Consider the following 15,318-nt stretch of genomic DNA (forward strand, 5'->3'; position numbering starts at 1 on the left):
GGCCGACACCGGCAAGAAATTGCTGTGCCCGATGCCGGGTCTCGTGGTGTCGATCGCGGTGACCGAAGGCCAAGAGGTCAAGGCCGGCGAGACGCTCGCGGTCGTGGAAGCCATGAAGATGCAGAACGTGCTGCGCGCCGAGCGCGACGGTACGGTGAAGAAGATCCACGCCGCCGCCGGCGCAACGCTCGCGGTCGATGCGCTGATCCTGGAGTTCGCCTGACAATAGGATCGCGATCTTCGCATTCTACCGTAAGGATATGTCGGCTAACCCAAGGCGGGAAAAGGGACGCCGCCTCACATGAAACGGGCTGCGGGCGATCAAGGTCGACCGATTTTGCGCTCGCATCTGGCTTTCAGTCCCCACCACATCGAGGCGAAGCGTAGTTCGACGACACGAGAAAGCAAGCACGCTGAAAGCCTTGTTCATGCGACATGCGACGGCTCAAGAATGGAGCTTGTTCGCTGATGCGCGAATGCGCCGGCAGCGTCCAATAAGGGAAAATTCGGTCATCGGATAACTCGCGATCTGCGCAAGCGCTCAGCGGCAGCGGGTTTACATGGATGATCAACGGATCAGTGTCAGGCAAATCGCAATCGGCGCAAGCGATGATACACGCCCGAACGCTCTGCCGAAAAGCGGCAGGGTTTCCGAGTGACGCCATGAATCGTCTCTCGCCGTTGCATGCGTTGGAAATTAAACAAGCCGGCCCCGATAGCCTGCAGCATAATATGCTGATGGGCGATGCGCGGGGTGAAAACTTCGAACATTAATGCCGACCGCGCGGCGCAAGTATCATCAGACAAGCGTGGCCGGAGGTCACGGATTGATGGTGCGCTCGGAATTGAAAGCAAGAGATGAAGCTCAAGCACATCTATCTTACCGCCCAGGAACCTGAAGCGTTAGCCGGCTTCTATGAAGCGCTTGGACTGACGATCCGCTTCGCCGACGGCGCCAAATGGATTCAATTCGCCGGAGAGAAGGCCGCCTTCTGCATCGCAGGCCCCGGAGAGTCGGCCTCCGAAGGGGCTCGGAACGCGGTCGTCGTATTTGAAGTGGATGATCTGGAGCTGACGCTCGATCGGGCCCGTGCCCTGGGAGCCGAGATTTTCGGCGAAATGCGGGACATGGGGGCGCATGGCCGTGTGGCTTGCTTGAAGGATCCGCAAAACAACACGATCCAGCTCTTTCAGGCGTCGAACAAGCAGGGCGGCTAGCCGGCTCCGGACAACTCGGTTCGAATATTTGCGGGAACCCATCACCATGAACTTCCGAGTGTCACCGATGCCAAACCAACCATCCCCGGTGTTCAGCAGTGCGGAATTCCGGAGCGCAATGCGCAACGTGCCCGGCGCAGTATCTATCGTGACGACGGGTGTGCGACCGGGGAGGCACGGTTTGACGTTGACGGCCGGGTGCTCATTATCAACCGAACCATCGAGCGTGCTCGTTTGCGTCAACAAGTCCGCCGGTGGCCACGACACAATAAAGCAGAGCGGATCATTCTGCTGGAACATTCTCACGGCGGATCACGCCGAGCTGGCAAAGAAGTTTGCCGGGCAGGACGGAAGCAAGGGCGACATACGCTTTGCTGACGGTTTGTGGCGTCAACTCACGACAGGTGCGCCGAGCCTCATCGAGGCAATTTGCAGCTTCGACTGTCGCGTGTCCGGTTCGTACGATGCCGGCAGCCATACGATCTTCGTCGGCGAAGTTGTTGCCCAAACAACCAACCTCGATCGCGAGCCGCTTGTCTACGTAAACGGCGAATTCACCGTACCGAAGCGTTAGAAGGTCCCGCGCATGGGCTGCCGAATGAGTGTCGTACTCAGTGAGAATAGTGCCCGGACGCTGACCGAGAATGCGAAGCAAAGGCTCAGGTCATAGCGTCCGGCGGCCAAGAGGATATCTGTCACAAACGCAGGAGAAATGCCAATGCGGGGGATCATGTTCGCTGACCAGATCAGGTGGGAGTTCAACGCCGGGGTGGTCTCGATTCTATCCGAGCGCGGCCAGCTGCGGGTGGCAGCCTATCTGAGTGTTGCGGTGTCCAATACCCGGCATTCGCTCGCGCCGGTCAGTGCTTGCTGATGCTCTCGCTCTGGCTCAATGTTCTTGCGAGCGGCATTCTGCTCGGTCTCGTTTACGGCCTCATTGCGTTAGGCCTGACCATCATATTCGGCGTCATGCGCGTCGTAAATTTTGCGCATGGCGAGATGGTCGTGTTCGGTGTCTACATCGGCTATTGGACGGTTCGGCTGTGGAACGTCCCAATCATCGTGGCGGCAGCAATCGCTGCGGTCGTGATGTTCGCCTTCGGATATCTGCTGGAAGCGCTGATCGTGAAGCGGTTCGTGAACCGGCCGCATCACTATCAGTTCATTGTTTTCATCGGCCTGTCGTTGCTCTTTAGCGGAACCCTGTTGGTCGCGTTCGGGCCGGATCCGCGTCCCACTGCTTCGCAGCTGTCGTTTCAGACCGTATCTCTCGGCCTTGTGACGCTCGACTTGGCGAGATTGCAGGCGGCAGCGACCGCCGGGCTGCTTATAGCTCTGCTTGGAGCGTATCTGAAGTTCTCCTCGTTCGGCCGCTCGCTGCGGGCGGCGGCGGACAATCGTTTGGGCGGCCTCATCGTTGGACTGAACATTCCACGAGTCTATGCCGTTACCTTTGGCATCGGGGCAGCTTGCGCAGGGGTCGCCGGCGCCCTGATATCTCCCCTGTTCGACGCTCAACCATATCTCGCCGTCGATTTCACTCTCCTTGCTTTCGTGACGGTCATCGTGGGCGGGCTCGGCAGCTTTGGCGGAGCACTCCTCGGAGGTCTGGTGATCGGCGTCGCCGAGGCAATCGCGGCGTTGATGTTCACGCCTTCGATGAAGACGGCGCTTCCTTACGCGCTCCTGATCATCATCCTGGTTTTCCGTCCGAGGGGGTTTTTTGGTGCAAAAGAAATTTGACCGTGGGTTGGAAAGGACACGGTGGCTTGCCGGAATAACGGTCTTCGCTGTCCTGGGATTGGTCGGGATGCTGGCAAACCCGTACGTCATCTCGCTGATGACGATCGTATTGTTGTTCACCTTCCTCGGACAGTCCTGGAACCTGATGCTTGGGATCGGCGGGCAGCTATCGATCGGTCACGCCCTCTTTGTCGGGCTGGGAGCCTATTCCGTAGGTGTCCTCTACGTGAAGTACGGCATTTCGCCTTGGGTCGGGCTCTTGACCGGAATGATCCTCGCCGGATCCGTTGGCGCGTCGATCGCCTGGTTGAGCTTTCGGTTCGAGGTTCGCGGTATCTATTTCGCGCTGCTCACGATTGCCGCAGCCGAGTTCGCCAGGATCATGTTCAGTGGCTGGGAGTTCGTGGGCGCAATGCAAGGATTGTTCTTTCCTGCGCCAACAGGCGGGATTGAGATCTCCATGCTTCGCGGCGATGCCCGCTTCTACTACTTCGTCGCGCTTGCACTGGCGGCGTTGGGAATAATCGGAACCGAATTTATTTCACGATCCTACCTCGGATACGTATGGCGGGCGATGCGCGACGACGAATCGGCCGCACGCGCACTCGGCGTCCGGACCTTCCAGCACAAGATTCTCGTGATCTCGATATCGGCCGCAACGGCCGCCGCGGGCGGTGGCGTTTTGGCGCTCGTGCAAGGATCGATATTCCCGGACTCGATCATGGGAATGGGGCTATCGGTAGACGTCCTGATAGGGCCCGTGGTCGGGGGGCTGGGGACCACGTTCGGTCCGCTGGTCGGGTCGCTCGCCGCGATTCCGCTCAATCACTTGATGAGCGCGCTCGGCGACAGTCTTCGGATCCCGGGACTGAACAATATTACCTACGGTGTTGTCCTGATCTCGGTCGTCTGGTTCCTGCCAGACGGCATCTGGCCGGCGATTGTGCGCCTTTGCAAAGCTATCCAGGCGCCACCCACGGCATGGCTGTGGCAGTCCCGAAAGGTCGAAGAATGACAACTCTGCTCGAGGTCGAGAACCTGTCCCGATCGTTCGGAGGCTTGATCGCGGTGAAGGATGTAAGCTTCTCACTTCGAGCCGGGCGGATCACAGCGCTGATTGGACCGAATGGAGCAGGAAAGACGACATGCTTCAACCTGGTCGCTGGTGCCCTGAAGCCGACCAGCGGCCGGGTGCTGTTAGAAGGCCGCCAGATCGACAATTCGCCACCCGAGGCGGTTTGCAGGATGGGCATCGCGCGAACATTTCAGATCGTGCGGCCGATGCGTGAGATGTCGGTGCTTGAGAATGCCATGATCGGAGCTTTCAGCTGGACCAGAAACGTAAGCGAGGCCAGATCGAAGGCGTACGAGTCTCTTGAAAGCGTTGGTCTGGCCGCCAAGGCCCACGCGAGGACGGATCAATTAACGCTACCGGACCGGAAAATGCTGGAAACGGCCAAGGCGCTGTCGACCCGGCCCAAATTGCTGTTGCTGGACGAGGTTATGGCGGGTCTGAGACCGACTGAAGCTGCGGGTATTGTAGGCGTACTGCAGAAGCTTGCCGAAGGTGGATTGACGATCCTCCTTGTCGAGCACGTGATGCGCATCGTGATGGAAGTGGCCTCGCGTGTGGTGGTGCTGCATCACGGCGCCAAGATCGCAGAGGGACCTCCCGGAGAGGTGGTTGCAGATCCGAAAGTCCTCGAGAGCTACCTGGGGGCAGGCTTCCATGCTTAGTGGTGCGCTTCTGACGATCGATGGACTTTGTGTCGCGTACGATGGATCCTGCGCTTTGAGCGGCGTCTCCCTGCAGATCCACAAAGGCGAATTGATCTGCGTCGTTGGCGCGAACGGCGCAGGGAAGACCTCACTCATCAGATCAATCTCGGGCATCGTTCGGTCGTCGAGCGGTGTAATCAAGATGAACGGTGTTGATATCACCGGCATGCCGCCATGGGAGATCTGCGAGCGCGGCATTGCCCAGGTCGCGGAAGGTCGGCAGATTTTCGGAAGTCTTTCTGTGGAAGAAAACCTGCTGCTCGGAGGGACGCTGAAGCGCGCGAAGGCCGGCCAGTCCGAAACGCTCGACTTCGTTTATCAATTGTTTGAGAAGCTTCGTGAGCGCCGGGGGCAATTGGCCGGTACGCTCTCGGGCGGCGAGCAGCAGATGCTGGCTATCGGCCGTGCAATCATGTCGAAGCCCGAGGTCGTCATGTTTGACGAGCCTTCCATCGGGTTGTCGCCCGCGCTGACGGATGTCATGTTTCGTGTGGTGAAGTCCCTGCACGAGCAGGGAGCCACGGTCCTGCTGGTAGAGCAGAATGTGGCGAAATCGCTTGCGTTGGCCAATCGCGGCTACGTTCTGGAGAACGGCTCAATCGTGCTCCACGGATCCAGCGACGAGTTGCTGGACAATCCCGAGATTCAGCGCGCTTATCTTGGATTGTAACGGTCCTGAATGGCGGGACTAGCCCGCCATCCGAAAAGGCGGCCTTAGCGATCGCGGCAGAAGATGCCGCGAAATAACCCGGGTACGACCATTTGTGTCGAGCAGCGGCGTCGAGGAAAGCGTGTACCGCAATCAATTCCATAAGGCCTCGCTTAGGCTGTTCCTATGGAAGCTGATGACGCCCTGCTGATCGAACGCGACTGCGATGTGGTCACCATGACCATGAACAGGCCGCCGGCAAACGCATTGAATAACGCCCTTGTTGGCCGGCTGCTGGACACGTTTCGCGCATTGTCTCGCGAGGCGTCGCCGCCGGGCATTGTTCTGACCGGCCAGGGCGAGCGCTTCTTCAGCGCGGGTGGAGACATAAAGGAGGTCGCCGGCATCGAAATATCACGACCTCGAATGAGGAGCTTCCATGCGCTTCTTTGCGAGATGGAGAGATACCCCGGGCCCTTCGTGTGTGCCGTGCGTGGATACGCGGTCGGCGGGGCCTTGGAGTTTCTTCTTCACGCCGACTACGTGGTGGCGAACCATGAATGCAAGGTCGGGTTCCCGGAAATCAACCACGGCCTGTTGCCTGCAGCCAAGGGAATCCGGAAGGCAGTGCAGAAGCTTGGGCATCGTGAGGCGCAGGCATTGCTCTACTGGGGCGACTTGACCGACGCCCAAAGGGCACTCCAAATTGGGGCGATCAACGAGATCGCAAGCACCGCGGAAGTGATGGTGAGAGCAGGGGAGGTATGCAGATATCTTCGTGGAAAGGAGCGCAAGCTGTTTGCGGCGATTAAGCGTTCGCTGAACCTGACGGGCCAAATGGACGATGCTGCGCTCGAGGCGGTGACGATCGAGGATCTCGCGGCCTATCTGGTAGACGATAGTTCGGCACAGACGCGTTCGCGCTTCCTGTCGAAACAGCCAAGGAAAGCGTGAATGACCGCACCGGCATGGCCTGTCGAACTCCGTCTTGAACTGATGAGCTTCGAACAGGTATCGGCCGCCCTTGCTGCGGGGGTATCGACCGTCCTGATACCCTGCGGAGCTGTGGAGCAACACGGACCGCACCTTCCGCTCTGCATGGATGCGGATCATGCAGACGCCATCGCGGCGAGGCTGGCGGGGCATCTGGGACGCACCCTGATCGCGCCAACCATCAAGGTCGGCTGTTCAGCCCACCATCTGGTCTTCCCGGGGACGATCTCCATTCGCCAGGAGACGTTCGAATCGATCTGCCTGGATTATTGCACGAGTCTTGCGAGGCACGGCTTCAGGCGCATTCTGCTGTTCTCGGGGCACATCGGGAATTTTCCCGCGCTCCAGGACATGCTTCCCCGGCTGAGGAGCGCCGTTCCGGCAGACGTCGAGATCGACGCGTACTGCGATGCCGTCGCCTGGATCGAGAGATGGCGAAGCGCCGTCGAGCAAGCGGGTGGTGACCCGAATGCGGTTGGAGGACATGCCGATATCGCGGAGACGTCGCTCATGATGTTGCTCCGCCCCGACAGCGTTCGGCTCGATCGGTTCGAGATCGGGCATCTCGGCGCGCTATCCGAGGAGCAGCTTCAGGCAATGTGGAGAAACGGCATCAAGTCCGTCACCGCCAACGGCATCATCGGCAACCCGTTCGGCTCGACGGCCGGGATCGGCGAGCGATGTCTCGCGGCGATAGCGGATCTTCTGGCTGTCTCGTTCGGAAGCCGAAGCAACGCCGTCTGAATCTCTCGTGCTCCTCCGCCGATGAACGCCGAGAATGGTTGTCGAGCCACGCTCAGCGTCGTTGGCTGCGAAAGGGACAAGTGTCGACTGCTCACAGCACAAAATTTGGAAAGTCATCTGACTGCGGGGCGCATTCGAACGAAAATGTTGCCGCGCCCATGAAATGCTTCGCCATCTTGACACTCCATGAGGATCCAGAAGATGGCACTTACGTTCGGGTTTTGGTCGGAGCAAGAAACCCAGGTCGGGCACAGCTATGCCCGCCGACTCCATGAACTCGTGGACGAGGTGCGTCTGGCGGAAAAGGTCGGATTCGACTGCGTCGCGCTCTCCGAGCAACACGTTGCACTCGGCGGCATCTCGAGCTCCGCGCCGGAGGTCGTCTACGGGTACCTTGCAGCCGTTACGTCGCGCGTGAAGCTGAGGTCAGCGGTGACGCTGATGCCCCAGAAGATCAATCATGCCTTGCGATCGGCGGAGCGATTGGCAGTAACCGACATCCTGTCGCATGGCCGCATGGAATTCTACGCCGGCCGGGCCAACACGACCATCGCCATGCGCGCCTTCAACGTTGATCCGGGCGAAACTCTCGCTCAGATGGAGGAAGGTATCGCGCTCCTGAAGAAATCGATGCGCGAAGATATCTTCACCTTCGAGGGCAAGTACTATCAGATCCCGCCGCGGATGCTGGTGCCGAAGCCGATACAGAAGCCGCATCCGGTGATCGGCATCGCTGCGACCAGCGAGCGGAGCCACAGCTGGGCCGGATCCGAAGGCCTCGCCGTCATGAGCAACTGCATCTACCAGGGATGGGAGGTCCAGGAAAAATTTTTGAACACTTACCGTCGCGGCTGGAAGCGTGACGAACAAGGTCCGCTCGATCGGCCGCGCATCGGCATTCCGCTTTTCTTCGGCATCGGGGCAACCGATCAGAAAGCGAAGGACGATTACGCCGAGCCCCTCATGCACTATGCGAGAATTTCAACGGACGCCTATCCCCGTCTCGCGAAGCTTGCCGACGACTACGCGTATATGAGCGAGAGCGTGCCAGCCATGGAGCGCGCGGGAAAGGACTGGGACTACTTGCTCAACCACTCCGCGACAACGGTCTGCGGAAGCCCGGACACTGTCATTCGTCAGATCGAGAAGTTCCAGGCGATGGGCGTCGACGAGGTGCTTCTCCATCTCGACTCCGTCAATCACGAGAAAATCATGGAAGCGATCGACATGTGTGGCCGCTATGTGATCCCCCACTTCAACGACAGGAATAATGTCGTCCGGCCTACGGAAGATATTCTCGGACAGATCCGCGCCATGCGACCGCAAAAGTAAGGCCAACAGGAACAAACGGAAGATAGCCATGTCGAAGCAGAACTATAAATATCTGATCGTCGAGAAGCGGCCGAGCGGTGTCGCCATCGTCACGATGAACCGGCCGGAGATCCTCAATGCGATCAATTGGGATATGCACAGCGAGCTCGAGCGGGTCTTCGTCGAGCTGGATGAGGACAAGGCGGTCCGCGCGATCGTTCTGACGGGGGCGGGACGGGGGTTCTGTTCGGGCGGCGATCAGAAAACGCTGGACAAGAGTCCGATCCCGTCGCCGACTCGGGGCGGACGCCATCTGATCCGGAACATGCTGGAAGTCGAGGCGCCGATCATCGCCGCGGTCAACGGCGTCGCGGTCGGTCTCGGGGCAACTCTCGCCTTGTTCTGCGATGTCATATTCGCGAGTCCGGCCGCGAGGTTTGCCGATACGCATGTTACCGCAGGCGTGGTCGCGGGCGATGGCGGCGCGGTGATGTGGCCCCTATTGATGGGACCCGTCCGTGCGAAGCACTACCTGATGACCGGTGAGTTCATCTCCGCGGAAAAGGCCGCGTCCATCGGCATGATCAACGAGGTGATTTCGAACAGGGACGTTAAGGATGCTGCAATCGAGTACGCGGAGATGCTCGCGAGCGGCCCAAGAGAATCAATCATCTGGACCAAGTATTGCGTGAACAAGATCATCAAGCAGTACGCGCATCTGCTCCTTGACACCTCGACCGCCCTCGAGACGATCACCTTTGCCGCGCCCGAACGGCGCGATGCCGTTGCCGCCTTCGCTGAAAAGCGCAAGCGCTTCGCGGAGCGTTGAGGTGAGCGCCGAGGGTTTTGCGTCGAGCGCCCAACTCGCCGACGTGACCATTCCGCAGCTCCTGAGCCGGCGGAGGGTGGAGCTTTCTGACGAGATCGCTTTCAAGCAAAAACGTCGCGGTGAGTGGATCGCCACGACCTGGAAGCAGTATTCGGACAAGGTGGCCAAATTGGCGGCCACTTTGCAAAAGGCTGGTTTCGAACGCGGCGATCGCGCGGCGATCATGGGGGATGTGTCCCAGGAATGGCTTCTTGCGGACATGGCGATTATTTGTGCCGGCGGCATCATGGTCGGCGTCTACTTCACCTCATCGGCGGAGGAGGTCGGCTATTATCTCGGCGACTCCGCAACGTCGTTCATGTTCGTCGGGAGTGAACTTCAGCTCGGTACCGTCCTTGCATCGGGCCGTGCTGACCAGCTGAAAAAAATCATTGTGCTCGATCCCGCTTGGAAAAAGGCAGGCGGGCCGGCGAACGTCGTCTCTCTTCATGATTTCTGGAGCGAAACATCGGTTGACGCCGACATCTTTCTGCAGGGGCAGGTCGCGAAAGCAAAGGCGAGCGACCTGACCAGCATCGGGTACACGTCCGGAACGACGGGATTTCCGAAGGGAGCGATGCTCACCCATCTGTCGCTGCTCGCCGGCGCGCACAGCGTAACCCTGTTCACGTCGAAGTTGCGCACCGATGTCCACCGTGTCGTCGTGCACCTGCCGATGTCGCACACGGTGGCACGCGCACAGGCAACGACACTGCCTCTGCTCATCCGCCTGGTGCCGTATTTCGGCGAGAACAGCGCAGAGTTCGCTCAAACCGTCAAGGAAGTGAAGCCGACCTACTTCATGGCTCCGCCGCGGTTCTTCCAGCGGTATGCCACCCAAATCCTCAGCAAGGTTCACTCCGGGTCCGAGAAGCAGAAACAGGACTATCAGCTCGCGATGACCATCGCCCGCAAGGCCCTTGATGATCGTCAGGCCGGAGGCGTGCCGGACCCGTTCATTTCCAGCCTCTTTGCCGTGTGCCAGCAACAAGTTTTCCGTCCGCTGCTTTGTGCGGTCGGGTTCGAGGAACTCAAGGTTACATACACCTCGTCCGCGGCGATGCCTCCCGAGCTGATGTCGCTGTGGCAGCTATGGGGATTGCAGCTGAAGGAATGTTACGGACAGACGGAGCTGGTCGGCGCCAATCTGGTGCAGATGGCGGAATGGCCGGAAGCCGGCACCGTGGGCGTACCCCTGCGGGATCCGGCTTGGGAGACCGCTGTTCTCGAAGACGGGGAAATGATTGTCAGGGGACCCGGACTCTTTGTCGGTTACTGGAATAAGCCGGAAGAAACCAAATCCGCTCTGCGCGATGGCTGGCTCTACACCGGAGACATCGTGGATGTCGATTCGACGGGCCTCTTCAGGCTGGTCGATCGAAAAAAGGAGATCATCAACACTTCCAATGGAAAATCCATCAGCCCGACGCAGATCGAAAACGAGCTCAGGCGTAGCCCGTTTATCTCTGAGGCGGCTGTGCTGGGAGAAGGAAAGAAGTACCTCACCGCGCTGATCGAGGTGAACGCGACCGCAACGATGGATTGGGCCAGATCGCACGGTCTTCGCATCGACCGGTACTCGCAACTGGCGAACTCCGAAATCGTGGTGCGGATGATCGAAGCAGAGATCGGCAAGGCGAATGGCAGGCTCGCCAGGGCCGAGCAGATCAAGGCGTTCCGGATATTGCCGGAAGAGCTTTCTCCCGAGAACGGCATGATGACGCCGACTCGAAAGAAGCGTCGCAAGCAGATCATGGAGAGGTATCGATCGTTGATCGATACGCTTTATGACGAGAGCGAAGACAACCTCGTCAAGGCGGAAGTCAGGCCCTGAGCCAAACTACGTAGTCGGCGCATCTCGTGAAGCGCCGAGCGCGACTGAACGTCTCTGGCGCGATAATGCCTCACTGTTCATTGAGCGCGCCTGTCAGACCGCATCGATATTCCTGCAGCCAACCAAAGGGGAACTACATGAGAAAGCATATCGAACGCGGTTTGACCCGTCGGTCCGTGATCGGTAGCGGAATTGGCGCCGCAGTCGGACTCGCATCGTGGCAGTCAAGAGCGGCCAGCCCTGCCAAGGTCCGCGTCGGCGCAATCAATCCGAGCAGTGGCGTCCTGGCCTTTCCGGGGCAGGCTTGCGTACGCGGCATCGATGTCGGTGCGAAGTTCGCAAAGGAGAAGTTCGGTATAGAGCTGCAAATCATCCATGCGGACACGCAAAGCCGGCCGGAAAACGGACGGATTGCCGCCGAGAACCTGATCAGGCAGGGGTGCACGGTACTTATCGGCGCGTGGGATTCCGGGGCAACCATCTCCGCGCTTCAGGCCGCAGAAGCCGCAAAAGTGCCTATGGTGGTTCACATCGCGAGCGCGACCCAGGTGACCTCTCAAGGATTCACCGAGGTGTTCAGGTATTACCCGACGTCCCTGACAATCGTCAGGAAGTCCCTCATGGAGCTGAAGTCCATCCTGTCCTCGATCAAGGACGCTCCAACAAGCGCCGTCGTCATGCACCTCAACAATACGATGGGACAGTCGACCGCGGCGAGCATCGATCAGGCCTGGAAGGAGGTCGAAGTGCCTCTCAGGATTGCCGAGTATATTCCATACGATGAAAGAGCCAAGGATCTCTCGGTCGAGGTTGCAAAAGCCAAAGCGTCAGGCGCGGACGCGTTGGTCTCCGTGACGCGTGTCAACGATGCCATCATGATCATTCGGGAATGCACCAAGCAGGGGTGGAATCCCAAGATGATCTTCTCACCCAACTCGAATGGCGCGCAGGACAAGGCGTACTATGACGCGTTGGGCAAGTACGGTGACGGCGCGATACTCTCGACGCTGTGGTACAATCCGAAGGCGCCCGACGCCGCGGCGATCCTGAAGCGATTTGCGTCCGATTATCCAAATGACTGGGTCGACGGGAATTCAGGGTGTGCCTTCGAAGCTGTTCAGATTGTTGCGGATGCGGTAAGCCGCGCCGGTTCTTCCGAGTCCGCTGCGATCCACGCCGCGCTTAAAGGAACGGACATGACGCCTATCCTGATGTCCAGCGGCAAGATCAAGTTCGACGCCAATGGCCAGAATATGGGCAGCGACGTGACCATCCTCCAAGGGCAGAACGGGAAGCCTCGCGTGGTGGCGCCGCAGTCGGTCGCCGAAGCTGCGCTTCAATACCCTCTCGTCCCATTCAACTCGCGATAGGAGACGCCGCGAGCTGCGGCCCCAGCGGGCGATGTTGGGGCCAGGGCTCCCGGGCGAAGGTCTTCAAGCCAAGGGCTCACGCCCTACGAAACTGGATCGCTCGGCAAGGAAGCGGCGCGGGCTCTTGCCCATTGCCTTCTTGAACATGGTTATGAAGGCGCTGGGGGTCTCATAGCCCAGATCGAGTGAGACGGCCTGAACGGAAGATCCCGCAGACAGCCTCCGCAGCGCGACGAGGATGTGAAGGCGCTGTCGCCAGCGTCCGAACGTCATCCCGGTTTCCTTCAGCACCAGGCGGGCGAAGGTCCGGACACTCATCGCATATCGGGTCGCCAGTTCGTCGATCGTGCTGCGATCGCCGGGGTCATTGAGCAGCGATGCCGCGAGATGTTGAAGCCGGCTGTCGGTGGAGATGGGCAAGTACATCTGTTCGGTGGACATCTGCACCAATTCGTCGAGCAGCACGCGTCCGAGCCGGCTGGTCGGCCCGTCGATCGGATACAGGGGAGGAAAGACGGAGAGCCGATGGATCAGTTCACGGACAAGCGATGATATCGTGAATGTGCAGCATGTGCTCGGAAGCGTACTCGCCTGCGGATCGATGAAGACGACGTAGACCTTTCCATTGTCCGAGACGCAATTGCTGTGCATGACGCCGGCCGGTATCCACACGGCACCCTGTGGCGGAACGATCCATAGTCCGCCGGGGGCACGGCACATCACCGATCCATGTGAAGCGACAACGAGTTGCCCTTTCTTGTGTGAGTGGAGCGGAAGCTCGTCGTTGTCTTCACCGGTTTCGATGCAGAATGAGGTGATCGGCCGATCGAACTGATCCGGATCAATCGGATCGTAGTTGATCCGAAGCTCGGGCAAATTCATTCTGGCAAAACCAGGATCCATTTCGGAGGTGGATAACATGGTCATCGAATTCGCTCGCTATTGGCTACGGCTCCCGCAATTCAGGAGGCGGAGATAAGGGGCGCGCCTGGAGTATGGGTGACGATAGCGCTCCGGGAAATGCTCGTCACCGAAAAGTAATGCGAGAAGGCGAGAATCCGGTCCTGCGGGCTAGCCTCGTCCCTTCCCGGAACGAGAATCTGGTGACTGTCACGGCTGCTCATCGCTGGGCTCCGCGATGGGGAAGCGGCCGGAAGGCTCAACGAGGAAGCTGCTGCGACAAGACGCGTCTTGGGGTGTGACCGCGCCCCACCCCGACGGCAGAAGATGCCGCCGTTCCCGCGTCAATCGGCTCGACCGATCGCGCTTTCACGGTTGTCCGCAGGGGTTTTCGCCAGAAAATGCTGCGACCCCCAATGCTACCAAGGCGCATTGCGCAGAAAGTCGGCACGTACGTATTGCCGATTGGAAGGCGAAAGCCAGGCCGCGCAGGCTGTGAGGTCGAGAGACGGAAGGCCGAGCGTGCGATCGTTCGGGGGCAATTGAATATGGCGGAGGATAATCGAACTGTCTTCAGCATATCCCTGAGCGCTCAGGAGCTGGAGTTCGCGGCGGCATGCCGTGACTTTGTTCTGCAGAAGAAACCCGAGCTCAGATCGTCCATCGTTGTAGCGGACAATATGCTTTCGATCGCCGACCAGCCACATGTCCGGCAAGCATTCATGGAATTAGGCCTGGCCAGATTGGTCCGCGTTCTGCGGCTCGCGATCGTGGGTAAAGCGATTGCGATCAGGAGAGTCCCCAGATTGCTGTTTGATCTCGCGCGCTTCAGGACAAAAATCGTCCGCGCCCTGCGCAGGCGCGCGGGATAGCCGCTCAGGGAACGGCGTCGATCGATCGTGCGATGAAGCCGGCATTCGAAAGATGGCCGGTGATGGGCTCGATCAATTGTAGTGATCGGGTCGTCGTCGGCTATCGACCGACTGGTCTCCGGTTCATGCGCCATGTCGCGGACCGATGTGGCTCATCCCGGCCTTGTCACGCGAAAATGCCGGAAATTAGCGCGACTCGGTCTTCTTCAGCACAAAATGCCGGGCGGCATACCGGATAGTTCTGTCGCTGAGATCGTTCGTTGGGCTGTCTTCGATCGATATCCGCGTTCGGCGTTTGCGAAGGATCCACATCCTTCGCTTCCTCCCTGGACTTGGCCCGGCTTGTGCCGGGCCATTTTTTTGCTCGGCGGCGGTTGAAGCGTCTACGGGATCAGCTTGTCGGCCGGCTCAGCGCTGTGGGGCTCAGCGGCGTATGATTTTCTTGAGAATCTCGGTCAGAGTCCGAAATTCTTCCCTCGTCAACGGGGCAAATGTCTCGCCGGAAATCTCGCCAATGGTCTCGATCGCAGCGTCCGCCGTCCGCCTCCCTTTGTCCGTTAGTTCGATCTGCCGTCGTCGTGGATCCAAAGGATCCTTGGAGCTCTTGATCAGCCCGCGCGATTTCAGGCGATTGATGACGCCAGTGATCGTTGCTGAATCATAGTGGATCAGTCGTCCCAGGTGATTTTGAGAACATGATCCGACTTCCCTCAGTTTCGCCAGCGTCGAGAATTGGGGTGGGGTCAGTTCTTCGATCATTTTCGCGACAAAGATCGATGTGTGGGTACGGAGCGCGACGCGCAACAGGAATCCTGGTGCATCGTCCAACCTGTAAGACTGTGCGGCCTCTTTTGGTTTCTCCGTCGGAGCCGTCTTGGTTTTCGGTTGCACGATTTTCGTCCTCTTGCGGCACTTGGCCGTGCTCGGCTTGAACAAAGCTGGATGGCTCGGCTCGAAAGTCCCGAGTTGATCATTTGTCTACATTCGTTGCCGCCAAGAATCCATGCCGTCTGACAGCGAGCGTGATCCGTCCGGTG

The 15,318-nt window shown here is 59.3% G+C and carries 17 protein-coding genes; 15 read left to right on the top strand and 2 right to left on the bottom strand.

Features of this window, described 5'->3' with window-relative positions; genetic code table 11:
* From H8A92_RS23045 to H8A92_RS23110, 14 genes are all read left to right on the top strand, one after another.
* Positions 1 to 223: DUF2118 domain-containing protein (locus H8A92_RS23045; RefSeq protein WP_229197887.1), on the top strand; the 223-nt coding region annotated here is incomplete at its 5' end.
* Between the two features lie 635 nt (positions 224 to 858).
* On the top strand, positions 859 to 1,218 hold the full coding sequence (locus H8A92_RS23050; protein ID WP_137483561.1) for a VOC family protein: 360 nt from the start codon (positions 859 to 861) through the stop codon (positions 1,216 to 1,218).
* Between the two features lie 118 nt (positions 1,219 to 1,336).
* Positions 1,337 to 1,792, top strand: a complete 456-nt coding sequence (locus H8A92_RS23055; RefSeq protein WP_229197888.1) for a flavin reductase family protein — start codon at positions 1,337 to 1,339, stop codon at positions 1,790 to 1,792.
* A 144-nt stretch (positions 1,793 to 1,936) separates the two neighbouring features.
* Positions 1,937 to 2,092, top strand: coding sequence for a hypothetical protein (locus H8A92_RS23060; RefSeq protein ID WP_229197889.1), 156 nt, complete (start codon positions 1,937 to 1,939; stop codon positions 2,090 to 2,092).
* Positions 2,092 to 2,961, top strand: coding sequence for a branched-chain amino acid ABC transporter permease (locus H8A92_RS23065; RefSeq protein WP_229197921.1), 870 nt, complete (start codon positions 2,092 to 2,094; stop codon positions 2,959 to 2,961). The genes H8A92_RS23060 and H8A92_RS23065 overlap by 1 nt, the downstream gene beginning before the upstream one ends.
* A complete protein-coding gene (locus H8A92_RS23070; RefSeq protein ID WP_229197890.1) occupies positions 2,945 to 3,976 on the top strand; it encodes a branched-chain amino acid ABC transporter permease in 1,032 nt (343 codons plus the stop codon). Before H8A92_RS23065 ends, H8A92_RS23070 begins: the two co-directional genes overlap by 17 nt.
* On the top strand, positions 3,973 to 4,698 hold the full coding sequence (locus tag H8A92_RS23075; protein WP_229197891.1) for an ABC transporter ATP-binding protein: 726 nt from the start codon (positions 3,973 to 3,975) through the stop codon (positions 4,696 to 4,698). The genes H8A92_RS23070 and H8A92_RS23075 overlap by 4 nt, the downstream gene beginning before the upstream one ends.
* Before the next feature lie 55 nt (positions 4,699 to 4,753).
* A complete protein-coding gene (locus tag H8A92_RS23080; RefSeq protein WP_229197892.1) occupies positions 4,754 to 5,410 on the top strand; it encodes an ABC transporter ATP-binding protein in 657 nt (218 codons plus the stop codon).
* A 165-nt stretch (positions 5,411 to 5,575) separates the two neighbouring features.
* Complete coding sequence (locus H8A92_RS23085; RefSeq protein ID WP_229197893.1) at positions 5,576 to 6,343, top strand: enoyl-CoA hydratase/isomerase family protein; 768 nt, start codon at positions 5,576 to 5,578, stop codon at positions 6,341 to 6,343.
* Entirely contained in the window at positions 6,344 to 7,126 is a 783-nt protein-coding gene (locus tag H8A92_RS23090; RefSeq protein WP_229197894.1) for a creatininase family protein, read from the top strand.
* A gap of 201 nt (positions 7,127 to 7,327) precedes the next feature.
* Entirely contained in the window at positions 7,328 to 8,458 is a 1,131-nt protein-coding gene (locus H8A92_RS23095) for an LLM class flavin-dependent oxidoreductase (protein ID WP_229197895.1), read from the top strand.
* Between the two features lie 94 nt (positions 8,459 to 8,552).
* On the top strand, positions 8,553 to 9,266 hold the full coding sequence (locus H8A92_RS23100; RefSeq protein WP_229197896.1) for an enoyl-CoA hydratase/isomerase family protein: 714 nt from the start codon (positions 8,553 to 8,555) through the stop codon (positions 9,264 to 9,266).
* A 1-nt stretch (position 9,267) separates the two neighbouring features.
* Positions 9,268 to 11,139 (top strand): AMP-dependent synthetase/ligase, encoded by a 1,872-nt coding sequence (locus H8A92_RS23105; protein WP_229197897.1) that lies wholly within the window; start codon positions 9,268 to 9,270, stop codon positions 11,137 to 11,139.
* Between the two features lie 137 nt (positions 11,140 to 11,276).
* Positions 11,277 to 12,509: an ABC transporter substrate-binding protein gene (locus H8A92_RS23110; RefSeq protein ID WP_229197898.1), complete on the top strand. Its 1,233-nt coding sequence runs from the start codon at positions 11,277 to 11,279 to the stop codon at positions 12,507 to 12,509.
* A gap of 63 nt (positions 12,510 to 12,572) precedes the next feature.
* Here H8A92_RS23110 and H8A92_RS23115 read toward each other — a convergent pair whose 3' ends face one another.
* Positions 12,573 to 13,436: an AraC family transcriptional regulator gene (locus H8A92_RS23115; RefSeq protein ID WP_229197899.1), complete on the bottom strand. Its 864-nt coding sequence runs from the start codon at positions 13,434 to 13,436 to the stop codon at positions 12,573 to 12,575.
* A gap of 521 nt (positions 13,437 to 13,957) precedes the next feature.
* Between H8A92_RS23115 and H8A92_RS23120 the strand changes: the two genes are divergently transcribed.
* On the top strand, positions 13,958 to 14,281 hold the full coding sequence (locus tag H8A92_RS23120; protein ID WP_229197900.1) for a hypothetical protein: 324 nt from the start codon (positions 13,958 to 13,960) through the stop codon (positions 14,279 to 14,281).
* A 423-nt stretch (positions 14,282 to 14,704) separates the two neighbouring features.
* Here H8A92_RS23120 and H8A92_RS23125 read toward each other — a convergent pair whose 3' ends face one another.
* Positions 14,705 to 15,172 carry a MarR family winged helix-turn-helix transcriptional regulator gene (locus H8A92_RS23125; RefSeq protein WP_225159844.1) on the bottom strand — a complete coding sequence of 156 codons (468 nt, stop codon included), beginning with the start codon at positions 15,170 to 15,172 and terminating at the stop codon, positions 14,705 to 14,707.
* Positions 15,173 to 15,318 lie beyond the last annotated feature (146 nt).

The sequence above is a fragment of the Bradyrhizobium acaciae genome (genome assembly GCF_020889785.1).
GTDB lineage: Bacteria > Pseudomonadota > Alphaproteobacteria > Rhizobiales > Xanthobacteraceae > Bradyrhizobium > Bradyrhizobium acaciae.

What these genes read in the sequence shown, in the direction of transcription:
- H8A92_RS23055 (WP_229197888.1), top strand. Translation starts at nt 1,337, where the DNA reads ATGCGCAACGTGCCCGGCGCAGTATCTATCGTGACGACGGGTGTGCGA.
- H8A92_RS23060 (WP_229197889.1), top strand. Translation starts at nt 1,937, where the DNA reads ATGCGGGGGATCATGTTCGCTGACCAGATCAGGTGGGAGTTCAACGCC.
- H8A92_RS23100 (WP_229197896.1), top strand. Translation starts at nt 8,553, where the DNA reads ATGAACCGGCCGGAGATCCTCAATGCGATCAATTGGGATATGCACAGC.
- H8A92_RS23075 (WP_229197891.1), top strand. Translation starts at nt 3,973, where the DNA reads ATGACAACTCTGCTCGAGGTCGAGAACCTGTCCCGATCGTTCGGAGGC.
- H8A92_RS23115 (WP_229197899.1), bottom strand. Translation starts at nt 13,436, where the DNA reads ATGACCATGTTATCCACCTCCGAAATGGATCCTGGTTTTGCCAGAATG.
- H8A92_RS23090 (WP_229197894.1), top strand. Translation starts at nt 6,344, where the DNA reads ATGACCGCACCGGCATGGCCTGTCGAACTCCGTCTTGAACTGATGAGC.
- H8A92_RS23110 (WP_229197898.1), top strand. Translation starts at nt 11,277, where the DNA reads ATGAGAAAGCATATCGAACGCGGTTTGACCCGTCGGTCCGTGATCGGT.
- H8A92_RS23120 (WP_229197900.1), top strand. Translation starts at nt 13,958, where the DNA reads ATGGCGGAGGATAATCGAACTGTCTTCAGCATATCCCTGAGCGCTCAG.
- H8A92_RS23095 (WP_229197895.1), top strand. Translation starts at nt 7,328, where the DNA reads ATGGCACTTACGTTCGGGTTTTGGTCGGAGCAAGAAACCCAGGTCGGG.
- H8A92_RS23085 (WP_229197893.1), top strand. Translation starts at nt 5,576, where the DNA reads ATGGAAGCTGATGACGCCCTGCTGATCGAACGCGACTGCGATGTGGTC.
- H8A92_RS23050 (WP_137483561.1), top strand. Translation starts at nt 859, where the DNA reads ATGAAGCTCAAGCACATCTATCTTACCGCCCAGGAACCTGAAGCGTTA.
- H8A92_RS23065 (WP_229197921.1), top strand. Translation starts at nt 2,092, where the DNA reads ATGCTCTCGCTCTGGCTCAATGTTCTTGCGAGCGGCATTCTGCTCGGT.